Origin of the sequence: Corynebacterium glutamicum ATCC 13032 (assembly GCF_000011325.1) — a bacterium.
In the GTDB taxonomy this organism is placed as follows: Bacteria; Actinomycetota; Actinomycetes; order Mycobacteriales; family Mycobacteriaceae; genus Corynebacterium; species Corynebacterium glutamicum.
Map to the genome: position 1 here is coordinate 2,007,698 of NC_003450.3, position 17,694 is coordinate 2,025,391.

The following is a 17,694-nucleotide window of genomic DNA, read 5'->3' on the forward strand; positions in this document are numbered from 1 at the left end:
GTATTCCTGCCACCCGATTTAAGCAGTTAGGGTGGATTTAGGCTGTTTTTCCGGTGGAACCGTATCCCTGGTCACCGCGCACGGTGTCGTCTAATTCTTCGACTTCTTCGAAATCCACAAGTTCCACCTTTTGGATCACAAGCTGCGCGATGCGGTCGCCACGAGTAATCATGATGGGCTTTTCTGGATCAAGATTGATCAGGCAGACCTTGATCTCTCCGCGGTAATCAGCATCAATGGTTCCCGGCGCGTTGACAATGCTGAGGCCTTCGCGTGCAGCAAGACCCGAACGGGGGTGAACCAATCCGACGGTTCCCAAGGGCAAAGCAATTGCAATGCCAGTGCCGACGATTTCGCGATGTCCCGGAGCAATCACAGCATCTGTGGTGGCATGAAGATCAACGCCAGCATCGCCACGGTGAGCGCGCTTAGGCAGTGGAAGTTCTTTATCGAGTCGGACAATTTTAATAGCTGCTAAATCAGTCACAGTTTTTAGCGTACCTACCCTGCGGGAAATGACCTTAAATGACCCGTGGGATAGGATTGCCTATTGTGACTGATTCCCGACAATCTGATTCTGCATCTTCTGCTCCCTCCAGCAATAGCGCTGATGGAGTAACCACAATTTACAGGGAACGGCAGTGGGTGCCTTGGTACTGGTGGCTAGCAATGGCGTTTGTGGTCGCCCTGCTCACCGCCCAATTTGGTCTCAACCGAAACGAATATTGGATCTATATTCCAGCTGTGTTGTTGTCCATTGTTGGCGTGTGGGTGCTGGTCTCAATGTCCAATACGGTGATCACCGTCGAGCAAGACGCCGATGGCACCAGGTGGCTGATCGCAGGCCAAGCAAACTTACCGTCCGATGTGGTGTCACGCTCTCTAGCGGTGCCTGCAACGGCAAAGCGCAACGCGATGGGTCGGCAGCTTGACCCGGCAGCCTTTGTGGTTTCCCACGGTTGGGTGCCAGAAATGGTGATGTTAGTACTTGACGATCCTGAGGATTCCACACCTTACTGGCTCATCGGTTGCAAGGACCCAGAAGCGCTGTTGCGTGCTTTTGTTCCTGAACAAGCCGATGCTGCGCTAGCGGATTTCCGCTAGTCGCTCTTCTTCATCTCGCGGTTGCCCTTAAATCGGCGATCGCGAGTTTTTTCTTTGTTGAGCAGTTCTGATTAGAGGTTTCTTCCAACCGAAGTCGGAATCTGCTCCCCTGTCTGCTTCATATCGTCGAGTACTTCAGCGACTAAGTTCCGCAGACCAGCCTCAGCTTCCTGCTGATCAGAAAACAGCCAAGACAGTGAAGGAAATTCGGCCACCGTAGCGAGAAACTCCTGATCATCTTCAGACCAGGACACTTGGTAGGTGTGGTTGTTGATGTTCATGAAGGCCAGACCATTTCTCTCACTCGGATTTTCGGGTCACCTGGACTTAACCCGACTATAGCGACCTAACTACCGCCTCTGGTTGCTTTCAATGAAGTCTTACATCAGAACCCAAGCTCTCGAACAAGAAACCCCGTTTACCTCAACTGGTAGACGGGGTTAGTTAATTTCCAAAGCCACATGCGTGACCGGAATTATGCACAGTCAAGGCAGATGATGGATCCATCTGGCTCGACGTGTGATTTGCGGTTGTTGCGCTGTACAAGGAAGCAGCTTGCACAGGTGAATTCATCCGCGCGGCGTGGAACAACGTCTACGTTGAGTTCTTCGCCGGAGAGATCAACGTTGGGGATCTCAAAAGACTCGACGATTTCGCCATCGTCGTCCATGTCGCTGTTCGCGTTTTCTACTGCCTTCAAACCTTCGAGAGAGTCAGTCTCTAGTTCGTCTTCTACACGTCGACGGGGTGCGTCGTAATCGGTAGCCATCTTTTGTTCCTCCCGAGTGGGTGTCGTTCACTAGCCGTGCACGAACGCTTTTGCGTTGTGCAGCTTCATGCGCGCATAGTAAAGGAGTTTTTCCCTCTTGTCATACTGCCAGGTCAGAGGGGCAAAATTCGGGGTTAGTTTGAAGATGGTTTAACGGTCTAAAGCCTTAAATGCGCCGACTACATCAAAATGGGCGTTGGCGTCGTCGAAAACTCCGGGGGCAGCGCCGAAGCAAATCTCTCCAGAGGAGCCTGGAATGGAGAGCCCTGGGGCCCGCACAAAGGCGCCCGCTTCAGCGGCGATAAGGCTGCCAGCTGCGAAGTCCCAGCAGTTCAGGCCATGTTCGTAGTAAATATCTACTTGTCCATCAGCGAGGTGGCACAGGTCCAAAGCGGCGCTTCCCATGCGGCGAATGTCGCGCACAGTAGGCAAGATTTTTGTTAATAAATCGGCTTGGAGGGAACGTCGTAAAGCGGAATAGCTGAACCCCGTAGCAACCAGCGACTCACTGACCACGGTGGCTGCTGAGGCCTTGAGCGGCACGATTTCATCGCGCTCGGGCAGATATTTGGTGGCACCTTCGTGGCGCGCGGCGGTGTACAGCACCCCGGTGACCACATTGATCACAGCACCTGCCACGACCTCGCCGTCGATCGCCGCAGCGATCGAGACGGCGTATTGGGGCAGGTCATAAAGGAAGTTGACGGTGCCGTCAATGGGGTCGACGATCCAGGTAACTCCGCTTATCGACGCCGTCCCCGTCCCTTCCTCGCCTATCAGCCCGTCTTTAGGCCGAAGTTCCTGCAACCTATTGGCGATAAAATCTTCAGCCAAAGTATCTACTATCGTCACCGGATCGACTGTCGAACTTTTGGTGTTGGTGTAGTCCCACAAATTGGTGAGTTCAGCACGCTTATCCCTGATACGTACAGCGGTAAGCGTGGCAGTTTCCGCGGCGATGGCACGCAACTCATTAAACGATTGTTGTTCCATAAGACCATCATCGTTGTTTTTTTAGAAAATTGCCTGCCAAAAGCCGAAGTAATTTGTACACTTGGGCGCATGACTGAGACTGGATTTGGAATTGATATCGGTGGCTCCGGCATCAAAGGCGCCCGCGTTAACCTTAAGACCGGTGAGTTTATTGATGAACGCATAAAAATCGCCACCCCTAAGCCAGCAACCCCAGAGGCTGTCGCCGAAGTAGTCGCAGAGATTATTTCTCAAGCCGAATGGGAGGGTCCGGTCGGAATTACCCTGCCGTCGGTCGTTCGCGGGCAGATCGCGCTATCCGCAGCCAACATTGACAAGTCCTGGATCGGCACCGATGTGCACGAACTTTTTGACCGCCACCTAAATGGCCGAGAGATCACCGTTCTCAATGACGCAGACGCCGCCGGCATCGCCGAAGCAACCTTTGGCAACCCTGCCGCACGCGAAGGCGCAGTCATCCTGCTGACCCTTGGTACAGGTATTGGATCCGCATTCCTTGTGGATGGCCAACTGTTCCCCAACACAGAACTCGGTCACATGATCGTTGACGGCGAGGAAGCAGAACACCTTGCAGCAGCATCCGTCAAAGAAAACGAAGATCTGTCATGGAAGAAATGGGCGAAGCACCTGAACAAGGTGCTGAGCGAATACGAGAAACTTTTCTCCCCATCCGTCTTCATCATCGGTGGCGGAATTTCCAGAAAGCACGAAAAGTGGCTTCCATTGATGGAGCTAGACACTGACATTGTCCCAGCTGAGCTGCGCAATCGAGCCGGAATCGTAGGAGCTGCCATGGCAGTAAACCAACACCTCACCCCATAAGTTATCGAAAGGTGATTTTTGCCCAGGGCCTTGATTCACAACGCACCTTGCTGTAGGAAAAACAGGCCCCTTTGTGACATCGGCGTAGTTGTTCAACTATAATGGAACGCTGATCGTGGACAAGAGTTAACCATGAGATTGATTCACCCCTTTAAGCCTCCAAAGAAGTAGTTGACTCAACGCATTTCGGCATTTAAAAAAGCCGAGAGCAAATGAGACTTTCCAGGAGAAGGCACCAGGGACATGAACAATTGATCGGCTGACCAACTCTATAAGAGATGCACCTCAAGTTTGGGGATACTTATTCGGCGTTTCTGGGGAACAAATACGTTTCCCTATTGTTGTATATAGGTATTCGCACTTAAGAAACATCTCTCATGGAAAGAAGCTAGGCGGAAAGGGCGTTAAGTACTTGCCATTTAATCCTCAGCATCACTCGGATCAGTCGGAGATGTCGATGAAAATGCACCAGGAGCCGTGGAGAGCAGCATGGTAGAAAACAACGTAGCAAAAAAGACGGTCGCTAAAAAGACCGCACGCAAGACCGCACGCAAAGCAGCCCCGCGCGTGGCAACCCCATTGGGAGTCGCATCTGAGTCTCCCATTTCGGCCACCCCTGCGCGCAGCATCGATGGAACCTCAACCCCTGTTGAAGCTGCTGACACCATAGAGACCACCGCCCCTGCAGCGAAGGCTCCTGCGGCCAAGGCTCCCGCTAAAAAGGTTGCCAAGAAGACAGCTCGCAAGGCACCTGCGAAAAAGACTGTCGCCAAGAAAGCCACAACCGCCAAGGCTGCACCTGCAACTGCCAAGGACGAAAACGCACCTGTTGATGACGACGAGGAGAACCTCGCTCAGGATGAACAGGACTTCGACGGCGATGACTTCGTAGACGGCATCGAAGACGAAGAAGATGAAGACGGCGTCGAAGCCCTCGGTGAAGAAAGCGAAGACGACGAAGAGGACGGCTCATCCGTTTGGGATGAAGACGAATCCGCAACCCTGCGTCAGGCACGTAAAGATGCCGAGCTCACCGCTTCCGCCGACTCTGTTCGCGCTTACCTGAAGCAAATCGGTAAAGTTGCCCTGCTGAACGCTGAACAGGAAGTCTCCCTGGCAAAGCGCATCGAAGCAGGCCTTTACGCCACCCACCGCATGGAGGAAATGGAAGAAGCTTTCGCAGCCGGTGACAAGGACGCGAAACTCACCCCAGCCGTCAAGCGTGACCTCCGCGCCATCGCTCGTGACGGCCGCAAGGCGAAAAACCACCTCCTGGAAGCCAACCTTCGTCTGGTTGTCTCCCTGGCAAAGCGCTACACCGGCCGTGGCATGGCATTCCTGGACCTCATCCAGGAAGGCAACCTCGGTCTGATTCGTGCCGTAGAGAAGTTCGACTACTCCAAGGGCTACAAGTTCTCCACCTACGCAACCTGGTGGATCCGTCAGGCAATCACCCGCGCCATGGCCGACCAAGCACGAACCATCCGTATCCCAGTCCACATGGTTGAAGTGATCAACAAACTTGGTCGCATCCAACGTGAACTCCTTCAGGAACTCGGCCGCGAACCAACCCCACAGGAACTGTCCAAAGAAATGGACATCTCCGAGGAAAAGGTACTGGAAATCCAGCAGTACGCCCGCGAACCAATCTCCCTGGACCAAACCATCGGCGACGAAGGCGACAGCCAGCTCGGCGACTTCATCGAAGACTCCGAAGCCGTCGTCGCAGTCGACGCCGTCTCATTCACCCTGCTGCAAGACCAGCTACAGGACGTCCTAGAGACCCTCTCCGAACGTGAAGCCGGCGTGGTTAAACTCCGCTTCGGACTCACCGACGGAATGCCACGCACTTTAGACGAAATCGGCCAAGTTTACGGTGTCACCCGTGAGCGCATCCGCCAGATTGAGTCCAAGACCATGTCTAAGCTGCGCCACCCATCACGCTCCCAGGTCCTTCGCGACTACCTGGACTAAAACCCCAGTCGGGCTCAAGACCGGGCCGCCACTGTTTTCCTCTGCGGGGAACGGTGGTGGCCCGGTTTTTCTGTTGCTTTGGTTCGGCTGGTCACAGTTCGGCTGGGGTGTTTTAAGTTTGATTTCACATTGCCGATTTCTAAACGCCGAGTTCTCGGATTCGAGACCTTACCTGCAATTTCACGGTTACAATTTCTCGTTAGCACTTTCGCGTACTCAATTTCTTATGTTCAATTTCGGTCGGAAAAGTGCCATTTTCCGACATCGCCTTGAGAAATTGAATACAAGAAATTGAGCGCAAGGTATCGAACTTGAGAAATTGAGCTTTAGCACTCACTCCCCTGTTTGATGAAGTCAGCAAAGCCAAAAGACGACTTCACATCTCCGACTTCTTAACAGCGACTTCTCGTGGCTGACTTCGCTACCTAAACCTGAGTTTCCTTAGCGAAGTCGTGTGATGAGAAGTCGTGTGATGAGAAGTTGGGTATGAGAAGTCAGCACACGTGAAGTCGCCTTTTCTCCCCGGCACGCTCGGAGTAGCGTGAAAGGTGGAATGGAGCGAGGTGGAACGGCGCATCCCTTGGACTTTTCCCTCACTCATCTGGAGGCGCCGATGTGGAAAGGAGAAGGCTAGCCATGTTTATCAACGTCATGCCGGAACCAGGCCTTGGTGGACTTATCCAGCGATTCATGCAGTGGATTAGTTGCATGAGTTTCGGCGAGTGCATGGTCATCCAGTAGTTAGAAAAGGCGCTCACCTCCAAAGCTTTGGAGGTGAGCGCTTTCTTGTTCGACTCGGCTAGTTGCCTTGAGTGTATTTGTCGGAGGCTTTGTCTAGTGGAGTTGTGCCAGGAATCTGTGGATATGCAGCTGGGGTTGGGAGTTGTTTAGGTACGTAGGGATCTTGGAGTCCTTTTTTGCCGTAGGCGATGTAGCGGTGCATCGATTCGAATGGGCCTCGTTTGCCAGCTAGTTCGAGACCGTATGCTCCGATGAGGGTGAGAAGCCATACGCAGGTGGCTACGCCGGCTTCGGCAAGTATTCCTCCACCTTGGCCGAGTCCTAAGGTGTAGGTTTGCGTGAGGATCAGGAACAGGATGGATTGTCCGACGTAACCGCTCATGGATCGGGCACCGAGGGCTGCGATCATTTTGATGGGAAGTGGGAGGTGCCCATTTCCTTTATTGATTTTTCTTTGTAGTGGCTGGACGAGCAGTGCCACTGCTGCAACGATGCCTGGTCCTGTCAAAGAGCCAACAGCTTGATTGAGACCGCTAAAGACCGTGGCTGTCTGTGCAGAAAATACTCCAATTTCGGCTAGTCCCCAGGGGACGCCAACCAGGACTGCGATTGCGATAAAGATCCACGTTGCAATCCATAGGGGTTTTCTAAATTCATCGACCCGAGAGAGGACTCGGTGGCGTGCTGCGATGTAGCCAACAATCATCACTGGCATGAGCATGAGGATTTCCACAGGAACTGATCCGATTTGAATTGGAACAGAGAGCAGACCCATGCCTAGGTATTCCAGGTAGGAATCAAAGGTCAGGTCAAGGCTAGCCATGGTATCAGTGGACACACCGAAGTACAGAGGTAGAACAACTCCGAGTGTGATGCCAACGATGACATAGATTGCTGACATGGAACCTGCGATCCACCACAGTGTTTTGTCTTTGAGGGTCATGAGCATGGCAAAAATCATGCCTGCGACACCGTAGAAGAACATGATGTCACCCCAGAAGAGAAACACCATGTGGATAACGCCGAAGAGTGCGAGAAATCCGTATCGCCGAAGCAGCACTCCCCTGGCTGCTGTGTCGGGGTATTGACGTCGCCAGAGGCTGTACACGATCATTCCGACGCCATATCCTAGAAGCGTGGAGAACATCGGTAGGCCTCGGACATGGATGAACATGGCGGAAAAGACAGCGTAGATCTTTTCAAAGATGGAGTCATGAACAATGCCACCAAGTGAGGCCGCTGTGGATCCCGCAGGAGCAGCAATCCATGCTGTGGAAACGTTGGCCAGCGCAATGCCGAGCAGTGCGATACCTCGGGCAATATCTGGTGAGAGGATTCTGGTTTTCTGTGCAGTGCGCACGGCTTTGGTGTGTGTCGTTGGCGCTGAGTCAGACATACTTTCCTTAATACAAACGCTGGTTATCTCAAATGGAGAAAAGAAAACCCTATGACTTTTAGCTGTCACAGGGTTTCCAATCAAATTAAGCGAAGAGCTCTTGAATGCATTGTTCTTGAGCCGCGGGATCCGTGAGCGTTGCACACTCAGAAAGTCCAGAACTGCTGAAAACAACGAGTATCAATATGACGCCAATCGCAAGGAGGATCAAGGTCAGAATCGACAGGATCAGACCGGTAATGGCAAAGCCCTTGCGCCTGTTTGCTGGCACGAAGTTCTTTGCTTTCACCAGCGCGATAATGGCCACGATGACGCCTGCGAGAGCGAGGAATGGAGAGAGGAAAGCACCAAATACAGTCACCAGAGTTACGATGGAGGCAATACCTAAGCCGAGTGCCCACGCTGCTGCGGTGTTCTTTGGTGCATTCAGAGGTGAGTTTTCAAAGCCTCCGGTATAGCCCGATCCGTAAGGATCTTGATATCCAGACTGCTGTGCTCCAGAAGAAGGCCCAAACGATTCCCCGTAAGGCGCTCCGTAGGGTTCCCCCTGGTTGGCGTTGAACGGATCATTCGAGTTTCCGCCATTGTTGTTGGGTTCACCATAGGGGTAATTCGGAGTGGTCATCAGCTGGCCTTTCCATCGACGTGGTTCAATAAATGCTGCACAAAGCTATGTATTTTTATGCCCAGACAAGGATACCCTCAACACCTTGAGCAGATGTTGAGGGTATGGATATTGCAACAAAAATGTTATGTGTTACCACTTTCGCAGGTAGTCAATGCGTGCCCGGAGTTGTTCGGCGCTACAAAGTGCCGTTGGTGGGCCACCGCAGTGTTTACGTGCTTCGGTGTGGATTGCGCCGTGTGGGCGGCCGGTGCGTCCAGAGGTGATAGACACGATGGTGTTGAGTTCTTTGCGCAGACGCGGGATCTCATCACTGGCTACTTCTTCCACGGGTTTTTCGTGGATTTCGGCTTCGCGTTGCTGTTGTTTTTCCAATTCCTTGCGGCGTTTTTCGGCAGCGTCGCGGGCGTCGAGTTGTTCTTCTTGGCGTTTGCGGAGAAGCTCACGCATTTGTTCTGCGTCCAACAGTCCTGGGAGTCCCAGGTAGTCGGCTTCTTCGGCGGAGCCAGAGAAAGTGCCGGTGCCGTAGGTGGAACCGTCATAGATGAGGGAATCTAGTTCGGCTTCGGCGCCCAAGGATTCGTACTTCGGCATGTCATCCGGTTCGGATTCCTTGCGGTTGGCTTCTTGGAGGAGTTCATCGTCCCATCCTTCTTTGGGGCGGTGTGGTTTTCCAAGGACGTGGTCGCGGGAGACTTCCAGCTTTTCTGCGAGTTCCAGGAGTACTGGTACCGAAGGCAGGAACACGGATGCAGTTTCACCGGGCATGCGTGATCGCACGAAGCGGCCAATTGCCTGAGCGAAGAACAGTGGTGTGGAGGCGGATGTGGCGTACACACCAACTGCGAGACGCGGGACGTCCACGCCTTCTGACACCATGCGCACGGCGACCATCCACTCGTCGGTGGAGGCAGAGAATTCATCGATGCGCTCGGAAGCTCCGGCTTCATCGGACAAAATCACGGCCACGGGAGTAGATGATAAGGTGCCCAAGATTTTGGCGTAGGCACGCGCTGTCTTGGTGTCTGAGGCGATCACCAGACCACCTGCATCGGGAATGTTTTGGCGCAGCTGCATCAACCGGGTGTGGGCAGCTGACAACACGGCTGGGATCCAGTCACCTTTGGGGTCTAGTGCGGTACGCCAAGCTTTGGCTGTTTGTTCCGCATTGAGCGGTTCGCCCAACCGGGCTGCGTACTCTTCACCTGCACTGTCTCTCCAGCGTGCTTCACCCGAGTAGGCCAGGAAGACAACTGGGCGGACGACGCCGTCGGCAAGCGCTTCCGAATAACCGTAAGTGTGGTCGGACTTGGAAACCAGATGGCCTTCGTCGTCTTCCTGATAGCGCACAAATGGAATTTGTGAATCATCAGAACGAAACGGTGTACCGGTCAGCGCGAGGCGGTGCTCTGCATCGCGGTAAGCCTGGCTGATGCCGTCGCCCCAGCTCTTGGCGTCGCCGCCGTGGTGGATCTCATCCAAGATCACTAAACTGCGGCGTGCCATGGTCAACTGATAGTGCTTGAACGGGTGCATGGACACCTGCGCATAGGTCACACAGATGCCGTCGTATGCGGGATTAATGCTGCCGGAGTTTTTAAACTCTGGGTCCAGCGCCAACCCCACTCGGGCGGCCGCCTGCGACCACTGCACTTTCAGGTGCTCGGTGGGGACCACAACGATGATGCGGTCAACAGTGCGGGATGCTTTTAGTTCCGTGGCTACGCGCAACGCAAACGTAGTTTTACCTGCGCCGGGGGTTGCCACGGCGAGGAAGTCACGGGGTTTGTTTGCTAGAAAATTATCCAGAGCTGCGCGCTGCCACGCTCTTAGATTAGAACTCACTTCTTACGCATGCCCTTAAAGATTCGCTCACAGTCCGGGCACACTGGGGAGCCTGGCTTTGCTTGTTTGGTAACTGGGAAGGTTTCACCGCATAGGGCAACAACCATGCGACCACTAACGGCGGACTCCACGATTTGGTCCTTCTTCACGTAGTGGAAGAACTTCGGGGTGTCGTCGCTTGTCGCGTTATCTTCCCTGACATCGGGACGTTCAATGGTCTTTGTTGTTGTTCTCACTTAACCCATCATGCCCCAGATTCCTCCGTTGTCACTAAACGGACTACCCTGTTCGGTATGAACCAGCGAAAAGACCGACCCGACGGAACGTCCGACGAGTCGGAGCATTCGCCAAAGAAGCGACTACGGAAGTTGTTTCACCGCAACGAAGTGCTTCTGATTACCGACAAGAAGCGCACGCCCATGCAAGATATGCGCCATCGGCGGCGTATTTACAACGTGATTCAGGCGTTGCGTATCCCCTTGCTTATTTTGGCGGGTGTGTCGTGGGTTATGTGGCATGCGTGGGTTTTGTCGATCATCATATTTATTATCTCAATACCCCTTCCGTGGGTGGCTGTGGTGATCGCCAATGGGCATGGGTCTCCGCGTGATCCGCGTGAGAAAAATGTTTATAAGCCGGGGCTGGTGCGTGAGATGAATGAACGCGCGCAACTGGAGGCTCAACAGGCGCAGCAGCTAGAAAATCGCTCGACCGAGGTAGATATCAGGCGCACTTTTGATGGAATCATCATCGATGCTCAGGAAGAAAAAGACACCAATGACAATGACTAGAACTCCGCTCACTCAGGCTGCAGCGACGCTGAAGGCACGGTTCCGTGAGATCGGCTACACCACTTCGGGCATCAATAATGTGCTGGGCCCGGATTTCGTGGCTGCCATGCACGCCGGTCAGCCGGCCGCAGTGCGCTTTCACCTCGATTCCTTGCCGGAATCAGACCTCAACCTCGCCCTACGGGCGTTCGTGTTGAGGGACCAGGTGCGCGTCGAAAAGCTTGCTGCTTTGCTCGGGGAAGCACTCAAGACGCTTGTCGACGCCTCTCTCGTTGAAATTTCCGGTGAGTACGCCCAATTCTTAATTGATATTCGTCCGCATTTGATTGCTGGGCGTCAGCAGTGGGTATTTTCTGATGCTGATGCGTCCATGACTCAACATGTTCCAGGCCCTGATCATGTGTTGGGTGTCGGTGCGGCCAGCCTGTCGTTGTTGCAAGCAACGCCGACCTCCCCCACTGGTTCCGTGTTGGATTTGGGTACTGGTTCGGGTATTCAGGTGCTTGGTCAGGCAGGTGCCGCGCAGGAAATCATCGCCACCGATGTGCATCCGCGCGCTCTCGATTTCGCTGAAGCCACGCTTGTTGATTCCGGCATTCCCACGCAGTTGGTGGAGGGCAGCTGGTTTGAACCGGTTCGCGGGCGCACCTTTGACCGCATCATCGCCAACCCGCCGTTCGTGGTGGGACCACCGGAAATTGGGCATGTGTACCGCGATTCCGGCATGGATCTAGACGGCGCGACCGCGTTGGTGGTCAAAGAAGCCTGCGCGCATCTCAACCCTGGTGGCACCGCTCACCTGCTCGGCGCATGGGTGCATTCCGCGGATCAATCGTGGCAGCAGCGCGTTGCAGAATGGTTGCCGGATAACGGTTATGTTGCTTGGGTTATTGAGCGCGACGCCGTGAGCCCCGCGCAGTATGTGGGCACGTGGCTTAGTGATGAGTCCCTCGATCTGCGTAGCCCCGAGGCAGCAGCACGCACCACCGCGTGGCTTAACCACTTTGAAAAAGCCAAGGTTCAAGGCGTTGGTTTTGGTTTCATCGCCATCCAACGTCTGGAGGAAGACGAGGCGGATGAGAAATCCGATATCTTGGCTGAATCCATGACCCAGTACTTCGAGGATCCTCTCGGCCCTGAAATTGAGGAGTACTTCACCCGCACCGCATGGCTTCGTGAACAAACTCGCGATTCCATTCTGAGCTCCCGCTTCAAAGTTCGCCCTGGCGTGGCCCGGGAACAAATCAGCCTGGCCGATGCGGAAGAAGGCATGGGCTTTAGTCCTGTCACGTTGAGGCTCACCCGCACCGATGGTCCTCGTTGGTCCCATGATGTTGATGAGCATGTGGCTTCCATCGTCGCAGGACTTAACCCACATGGACTCCCCTTTGAAGAAATCCTGGAAATGTACGCGATGGCTCAAGGTATCGAGGGAGAATCCCTGCACAACGGCGCCATTGCGGCGTTGGTGGATCTCATCCGCCACGGATTGGTGTTGCCCGCTGATCTTCTCGATTCTTAAATAAGGACTGATTGTGAAAGCCGTTTTAACCCGTGTGAGTTCCGCCAGCGTCAGCGTGGATGATGAAATTGTTGGAGCCATCGATTGCCCCGACACCGGAGGCATTTTGGCGCTGGTTGGAGTCGGCGCTGCTGATAGCGACGACGCCTGGGAAACCATGGTGCGAAAAATTGCTGAGCTGCGCATCTTGGATGGCGAACAATCCGTCAGTGATGTCAATGCTCCCGTACTGCTTGTTAGCCAATTCACCCTGCATGGTCGCACCGCAAAAGGCCGGCGCCCATCGTGGTCTGATGCAGCACCTGGTGAGGTGGCTGAGCCGGTGATTGAAAAGATTGCACAAGGTTTACGTGAGCGCGGAATCACCGTGGAACAAGGACGATTCGGCGCAATGATGAAGGTCACATCGGTTAACGAAGGCCCCTTCACCGTTTTGGTCGAGTGCTAGCCAGTCAATCCTAAGAGCTTGAAACGCCCCAATGTGGGGGTGTTAAGAACTCCATAAAAGCGCTTGGGAACTTTTTGTGGAAGCAGTCCGTTGAACCTCTTGAACCGCGAATTTAGGAGGCCAGTTATGACAGCACCGTCCACGCAGGATCTCGCAACGACTGAACGTGAGGTAGATCCCGGCAGCAGAAGGGGCCAAACCAACGACAATCCCTCGCAGGACCTTGTTCGCGTTTACCTCAACGGCATCGGCAAAACTGCCTTGCTTACCGCGGAGGATGAAGTTGAGCTCGCACAGACCATTGAGGTTGGCCTTTATGCAGAGCACCTTCTGAAAAACTCTGAAGAGCCACTCACCCGCGCCATGAAGCGCGATCTAAAGGTTCTTGCCAAGGACGGCAAGAAGGCTCGTTCCCACCTCCTCGAGGCAAACCTGCGCCTGGTGGTGTCCCTTGCTAAGCGCTACACCGGCCGCGGCATGCCACTGCTGGATCTTATCCAGGAGGGCAACCTCGGACTGATCCGCGCGATGGAAAAGTTTGATTACTCCAAGGGCTTTAAGTTCTCCACCTACGCAACCTGGTGGATCCGCCAGGCAATCACCCGCGGCATGGCAGATCAGTCCCGCACCATCCGCCTCCCAGTCCACCTTGTGGAGCAGGTGAACAAGCTTTCCCGCATCAAGCGCGAGTTGTACCAGCACTTGGGCCGTGAAGCCACCAATGAGGAACTCGCAGAAGAGTCCGGCATTGAAGAGTCCAAGATTGAAATGCTGCTTCGTCAGTCTCGCGATCCAGTGAGCTTGGACATGCCAGTCGGCGCCGATGAAGAAGCTCCTTTGGGTGACTTCATTGAGGATTCTGAGGCCACCGATGCAGAATCCGCAGTGGTTGCTTCCATGCGCCACTCCGATATCCGCGCGGTCCTTAACACTCTCGAGCCACGCGAGCAGGATGTCATCCGTTTGCGCTACGGCCTCGATGACGGTGTGCCACGCACCCTTGATCAGATTGGTCGCCGCTTCGGACTGTCCCGTGAGCGCGTCCGCCAGATAGAGCGTGAAGTCATGAGTAAGCTCCGCGATGGAGAGCGCGCATCACGTCTTCGTGAGTACGCCCAGTAAAAGCGTGAACTAACAATCGAAGCGTCGGGGCCCACCTACCGTGGCCTCGGCGTTTTAGTGGTTCCTGGACCATATTTTACCGGCGAGTCCCAAGGCGTGAGATGACAGATCAGGTAACTTTAGTTATTATTCGCTAGACTTTAATACGTTCAACTGAAGTAAAACCACGGATACGGGGAAGTTTTCTTTCCTATTAACAACATGCGCCAGCATCACTACTGTCGATGGAGATCCCTCATCAGTCGATCGATAGAAAAATCAGTAGACTATGTGGAAGTGTGTTCTCTGTCGAGCTCATTCTCCTTGAACATTTCACGTGTTTTAAGAAGTGTTTTTAAGAGAATACGCATTGAAGTAGTTTTCCCTGCTGGCAGCGGCATAAATTGAGTTTGGAAAAACAAGGAAGGCAGCCTCCTGTGAAGGATCTGGTCGATACCACCGAAATGTATCTGCGCACTATTTACGAGCTGGAAGAAGAGGGCATTGTTCCTCTGCGTGCTCGTATCGCAGAACGCCTTGAGCAGTCCGGCCCAACTGTCAGCCAGACTGTCGCCCGTATGGAACGCGACGGTCTTGTGCACGTCAGCCCCGACCGCAGCCTCGAAATGACTCCAGAGGGACGTTCCCTCGCCATCGCCGTGATGCGTAAGCACCGCCTAGCAGAACGCCTCCTTACCGACATCATCGGCTTGGACATCCACAAAGTCCACGACGAAGCATGCCGCTGGGAGCACGTGATGAGTGATGAGGTTGAACGTCGCCTCGTTGAAGTTCTTGACGATGTGCATCGCTCCCCTTTCGGTAACCCAATTCCTGGCCTCGGCGAAATCGGTTTGGATCAAGCAGATGAGCCTGATTCCGGCGTTCGTGCCATCGATCTGCCTCTCGGTGAGAACCTGAAGGCTCGCATCGTACAGCTCAACGAGATCCTGCAGGTAGATCTTGAGCAGTTCCAGGCACTCACCGACGCGGGTGTTGAAATCGGTACCGAAGTAGACATCATCAATGAGCAGGGCCGGGTCGTGATCACCCACAACGGCTCCAGCGTAGAACTGATTGACGATCTTGCACATGCAGTCCGCGTAGAAAAGGTTGAGGGCTAACACACGATGAAGCTTCTGGTTACCGGTGGCGCTGGCTATGTTGGCAGCGTTGCTGCCGCTGTTCTTCTAGAACATGGGCACGATGTCACAATCATTGACAATTTCAGTACCGGCAACCGTGAAGCAGTCCCTGCTGACGCTCGCCTGATAGAAGGTGACGTCAACGATGTCGTTGAGGAAGTCCTTTCTGAAGGCGGATTCGAGGGTGTCGTCCACTTCGCTGCTCGCTCATTGGTAGGCGAATCAGTGGAAAAGCCCAATGAATACTGGCACGACAATGTGGTCACGGCGCTCACCTTGCTCGATGCAATGCGTGCCCATGGGGTGAACAACCTTGTGTTCTCCTCCACTGCTGCTACCTACGGTGAACCAGACGTTGTTCCCATCACCGAGGACATGCCCACCCAGCCCACCAATGCTTATGGCGCAACGAAGCTGTCCATCGACTACGCAATTACGTCCTACGCTGCTGCCTTTGGTCTGGCTGCAACCAGCTTGCGCTACTTCAACGTTGCTGGCGCATACGGAAACATCGGTGAAAATCGTGAAGTTGAAACTCACCTCATTCCACTAGTGCTGCAGGTAGCAACCGGTCACCGCGAGAAAACCTTCATGTTCGGCGATGACTGGCCAACTCCCGATGGAACCGCGGTCCGCGATTACATCCACATTCTTGATCTTGCCAAAGCACACGTGTTGGCTTTGGAATCCAACGAAGCCGGTAAGCACCGCATTTTCAACCTTGGTTCCGGAGATGGCTACAGCGTGAAACAGGTTGTGGAGATGTGCCGTGAAGTAACCGGACATCCCATCCCGGCAGAGGTCGCACCCAGGCGTGCAGGAGATCCAGCAACACTAATTGCATCTTCTGAGAAGGCAAAGCAAGAACTGGGTTGGACCCCTGAGCACACTGATCTGCGCACCATCGTTGAGGACGCTTGGGCGTTTACATCCGCACTGGGCGATCGTTCCCATGCTGCAAAGAAGAAAGCTTAAGCTTTCGGATCGGGGACGTGAAAGTCCCGCAATTGCTGGTTGCCGCGGAGGCAGGCGTCGATAAGCTTTGTTGTTTCGCCGTTGAACAACCCTTCGCGCAGCAGATTGCTCAAGTTGTGCCGCGGCGTGGCTTCGATGGCTGCTTCCAGCGCCGGTGAGGCCTTCATGCTCAGCCCCATGGCGATGACCGACAATGCGTAAAGGCACAGAGCATTAGATCGGAACTCGCCTGTGAAGGTACATGCCGCAGCGCGCAGGAGCAGCGTGGCTTCCCGAGGGAAGTCGACGCACAGGTGAAGGACGGCGTCGCGGAGAAAACTCCCTGCCATATAGGTGGCTACCGTCTGTAAAATATCCACCTCCCCCAAAAGGCCATCAAAATTTTCGGCGCCAGATGATGAATCAATGTAGTTGGCTTTGACGAATTCGAGCGCACGGGTAAGTACATCAAGCGAAGTGAGGTAGTAATAGCCCGAATCATCGGCATTAATCTGGTGCTGAATGTCCTCGGCCAGCGTGCGGGCGTCTTTTTCAAGCTTTTTGCGTTTCGACGCCGACACATGCGGATTATTTTGCTCAAACAGGGCGTACGCTTCATGTCGATTAAGCTCCGGCAATTGCCCTTCCTGAAGCATCCTCTTTGTTGCAGCGGCAGAACTAATCGGTGCAATCCGCCCAAATTCCCATTCAGAGATTCCGTGATCATCTGCTGCTAGTGCCTCTGGCTCCGGACCGAAGCACAGCATGTATGGCTCACTGCTGATCACTTCCTTGGTGTACCAGCAACCAGTGATGTTGACGATCCCCTGCTCAGCGGTGGCTAAAAGCTGCTCGAGGGTGTCATCGAGTGCATTGGGCGGAAGCTCTTTGGTAATAAGGAAAGCGAAAATCCGAGTTGGATTGAAAGAATCTACTGCTTGACCCACATCGGGCAACAATCTGGTGTCTCCCACATCAAGTCGGATCACAGGACCCAGCGTTAAAGTTGTGGCATCATCTTCCTGCATCATGCAGGCCAACACGATGGATTCAGAAGGGTAGAAACCGAGGATTCCAGGAATATTGGCCAGCAATTGGCCGGGGGTTTGAAGGACGGTTGTTGGTTCGTTTCGGTGTGCTTTAGCGGTCATGCTGCACAGTATGTCCGGACTTTGTGGAGATGTCTCCCCTGCTTCCTGCGGCGAGCGCGAAAACTGTGGATAACTGAAGTTATCCACAGGCACCTTTTCGATTTCCACCAAACCCGCACGTAGATCGAGTTCCCGTTTCATGAAATTGGTGGACGAAAACCAGGTTTGGAGTTTAGACTTGGCGAAATTCACGAAAACTATTTATTGCCGGGCTACCTGGATGAACATCGGTGTAATTTTAGGGATTATTTTCGAGGGTCCCCACGTTGTACTGAGCAGTTGCCAATACGGTTGCCAGTCCGAAATTTAAAAA

The 17,694-nt window shown here is 53.9% G+C and carries 18 protein-coding genes; 9 read left to right on the forward strand and 9 right to left on the reverse strand.

Annotated features, from left to right (window positions below):
* Window positions 1-37: 37 nt before the first annotated feature.
* The gene (dut, locus tag CGL_RS09480) at window positions 38-487 is read right to left on the reverse strand and encodes a dUTP diphosphatase (protein ID WP_011014744.1); all 450 of its coding nucleotides are present in this window, start codon (window positions 485-487) and stop codon (window positions 38-40) included.
* 65 nt (window positions 488-552) lie between these two features.
* On the opposite strand from dut, the gene CGL_RS09485 reads away from it, so the two are divergent.
* Complete coding sequence (locus tag CGL_RS09485) at window positions 553-1,104, forward strand: DUF3093 domain-containing protein (protein ID WP_003859852.1); 552 nt, start codon at window positions 553-555, stop codon at window positions 1,102-1,104.
* 71 nt (window positions 1,105-1,175) lie between these two features.
* Here CGL_RS09485 and CGL_RS09490 read toward each other — a convergent pair whose 3' ends face one another.
* The 3 genes from CGL_RS09490 to CGL_RS09500 all read right to left on the reverse strand — a co-directional run bounded on the left by CGL_RS09490 (window position 1,176) and on the right by CGL_RS09500 (window position 2,866).
* Window positions 1,176-1,385 carry a hypothetical protein gene (locus CGL_RS09490; protein ID WP_011014745.1) on the reverse strand — a complete coding sequence of 70 codons (210 nt, stop codon included), beginning with the start codon at window positions 1,383-1,385 and terminating at the stop codon, window positions 1,176-1,178.
* A gap of 194 nt (window positions 1,386-1,579) precedes the next feature.
* Window positions 1,580-1,873 (reverse strand): DUF4193 domain-containing protein, encoded by a 294-nt coding sequence (locus tag CGL_RS09495; protein WP_003857344.1) that lies wholly within the window; start codon window positions 1,871-1,873, stop codon window positions 1,580-1,582.
* A gap of 150 nt (window positions 1,874-2,023) precedes the next feature.
* Window positions 2,024-2,866 (reverse strand): inositol monophosphatase family protein, encoded by an 843-nt coding sequence (locus CGL_RS09500; RefSeq protein ID WP_011014746.1) that lies wholly within the window; start codon window positions 2,864-2,866, stop codon window positions 2,024-2,026.
* 69 nt (window positions 2,867-2,935) lie between these two features.
* Between CGL_RS09500 and ppgK the strand changes: the two genes are divergently transcribed.
* Window positions 2,936-3,688, forward strand: a complete 753-nt coding sequence (gene ppgK / locus CGL_RS09505; protein ID WP_011014747.1) for a polyphosphate--glucose phosphotransferase — start codon at window positions 2,936-2,938, stop codon at window positions 3,686-3,688.
* A 489-nt stretch (window positions 3,689-4,177) separates the two neighbouring features.
* Window positions 4,178-5,662 carry an RNA polymerase sigma factor gene (locus tag CGL_RS09510; RefSeq protein ID WP_011265837.1) on the forward strand — a complete coding sequence of 495 codons (1,485 nt, stop codon included), beginning with the start codon at window positions 4,178-4,180 and terminating at the stop codon, window positions 5,660-5,662.
* A gap of 799 nt (window positions 5,663-6,461) precedes the next feature.
* Here the strand turns inward: CGL_RS09510 and CGL_RS09515 are convergent.
* The 4 genes from CGL_RS09515 to CGL_RS09530 all read right to left on the reverse strand — a co-directional run bounded on the left by CGL_RS09515 (window position 6,462) and on the right by CGL_RS09530 (window position 10,505).
* Window positions 6,462-7,799, reverse strand: a complete 1,338-nt coding sequence (locus tag CGL_RS09515) for a DUF418 domain-containing protein (protein WP_011014749.1) — start codon at window positions 7,797-7,799, stop codon at window positions 6,462-6,464.
* 85 nt (window positions 7,800-7,884) lie between these two features.
* Window positions 7,885-8,424 (reverse strand): hypothetical protein, encoded by a 540-nt coding sequence (locus CGL_RS09520; RefSeq protein WP_003857354.1) that lies wholly within the window; start codon window positions 8,422-8,424, stop codon window positions 7,885-7,887.
* Between the two features lie 132 nt (window positions 8,425-8,556).
* Complete coding sequence (locus CGL_RS09525; RefSeq protein ID WP_003859837.1) at window positions 8,557-10,269, reverse strand: DEAD/DEAH box helicase; 1,713 nt, start codon at window positions 10,267-10,269, stop codon at window positions 8,557-8,559.
* Window positions 10,266-10,505, reverse strand: coding sequence for a DUF3039 domain-containing protein (locus tag CGL_RS09530; protein ID WP_003857359.1), 240 nt, complete (start codon window positions 10,503-10,505; stop codon window positions 10,266-10,268). The genes CGL_RS09525 and CGL_RS09530 overlap by 4 nt, the downstream gene beginning before the upstream one ends.
* A 57-nt stretch (window positions 10,506-10,562) precedes the next feature.
* On the opposite strand from CGL_RS09530, the gene CGL_RS09535 reads away from it, so the two are divergent.
* From CGL_RS09535 to galE, 6 genes are all read left to right on the forward strand, one after another.
* Window positions 10,563-11,060 carry a DUF3099 domain-containing protein gene (locus CGL_RS09535; protein ID WP_011014750.1) on the forward strand — a complete coding sequence of 166 codons (498 nt, stop codon included), beginning with the start codon at window positions 10,563-10,565 and terminating at the stop codon, window positions 11,058-11,060.
* Complete coding sequence (locus tag CGL_RS09540; protein ID WP_011014751.1) at window positions 11,053-12,582, forward strand: DUF7059 domain-containing protein; 1,530 nt, start codon at window positions 11,053-11,055, stop codon at window positions 12,580-12,582. Before CGL_RS09535 ends, CGL_RS09540 begins: the two co-directional genes overlap by 8 nt.
* 13 nt (window positions 12,583-12,595) lie before the next feature.
* Complete coding sequence (dtd, locus tag CGL_RS09545; RefSeq protein ID WP_003859832.1) at window positions 12,596-13,030, forward strand: D-aminoacyl-tRNA deacylase; 435 nt, start codon at window positions 12,596-12,598, stop codon at window positions 13,028-13,030.
* Between the two features lie 126 nt (window positions 13,031-13,156).
* Window positions 13,157-14,152, forward strand: a complete 996-nt coding sequence (locus CGL_RS09550; protein WP_011014752.1) for a sigma-70 family RNA polymerase sigma factor — start codon at window positions 13,157-13,159, stop codon at window positions 14,150-14,152.
* Between the two features lie 416 nt (window positions 14,153-14,568).
* Window positions 14,569-15,255 (forward strand): iron dependent repressor, metal binding and dimerization domain protein, encoded by a 687-nt coding sequence (locus CGL_RS09555; protein WP_011014753.1) that lies wholly within the window; start codon window positions 14,569-14,571, stop codon window positions 15,253-15,255.
* A 6-nt stretch (window positions 15,256-15,261) separates the two neighbouring features.
* The gene (gene galE / locus CGL_RS09560) at window positions 15,262-16,251 is read left to right on the forward strand and encodes a UDP-glucose 4-epimerase GalE (RefSeq protein WP_011014754.1); all 990 of its coding nucleotides are present in this window, start codon (window positions 15,262-15,264) and stop codon (window positions 16,249-16,251) included.
* Here galE and CGL_RS09565 read toward each other — a convergent pair.
* The gene (locus tag CGL_RS09565; RefSeq protein ID WP_020948595.1) at window positions 16,248-17,381 is read right to left on the reverse strand and encodes a DUF4192 domain-containing protein; all 1,134 of its coding nucleotides are present in this window, start codon (window positions 17,379-17,381) and stop codon (window positions 16,248-16,250) included. The two genes, galE and CGL_RS09565, sit on opposite strands and share 4 nt — an antisense overlap.
* Window positions 17,382-17,694: the final 313 nt, after the last annotated feature.

What these genes read in the sequence shown, in the direction of transcription:
- CGL_RS09510 (WP_011265837.1), top strand. Translation starts at nt 4,178, where the DNA reads ATGGTAGAAAACAACGTAGCAAAAAAGACGGTCGCTAAAAAGACCGCA.
- CGL_RS09535 (WP_011014750.1), top strand. Translation starts at nt 10,563, where the DNA reads ATGAACCAGCGAAAAGACCGACCCGACGGAACGTCCGACGAGTCGGAG.
- CGL_RS09540 (WP_011014751.1), top strand. Translation starts at nt 11,053, where the DNA reads ATGACTAGAACTCCGCTCACTCAGGCTGCAGCGACGCTGAAGGCACGG.
- CGL_RS09495 (WP_003857344.1), bottom strand. Translation starts at nt 1,873, where the DNA reads ATGGCTACCGATTACGACGCACCCCGTCGACGTGTAGAAGACGAACTA.
- CGL_RS09515 (WP_011014749.1), bottom strand. Translation starts at nt 7,799, where the DNA reads ATGTCTGACTCAGCGCCAACGACACACACCAAAGCCGTGCGCACTGCA.
- ppgK (WP_011014747.1), top strand. Translation starts at nt 2,936, where the DNA reads ATGACTGAGACTGGATTTGGAATTGATATCGGTGGCTCCGGCATCAAA.
- galE (WP_011014754.1), top strand. Translation starts at nt 15,262, where the DNA reads ATGAAGCTTCTGGTTACCGGTGGCGCTGGCTATGTTGGCAGCGTTGCT.
- CGL_RS09550 (WP_011014752.1), top strand. Translation starts at nt 13,157, where the DNA reads ATGACAGCACCGTCCACGCAGGATCTCGCAACGACTGAACGTGAGGTA.
- CGL_RS09490 (WP_011014745.1), bottom strand. Translation starts at nt 1,385, where the DNA reads ATGAACATCAACAACCACACCTACCAAGTGTCCTGGTCTGAAGATGAT.
- CGL_RS09565 (WP_020948595.1), bottom strand. Translation starts at nt 17,381, where the DNA reads ATGACCGCTAAAGCACACCGAAACGAACCAACAACCGTCCTTCAAACC.
- CGL_RS09500 (WP_011014746.1), bottom strand. Translation starts at nt 2,866, where the DNA reads ATGGAACAACAATCGTTTAATGAGTTGCGTGCCATCGCCGCGGAAACT.
- CGL_RS09520 (WP_003857354.1), bottom strand. Translation starts at nt 8,424, where the DNA reads ATGACCACTCCGAATTACCCCTATGGTGAACCCAACAACAATGGCGGA.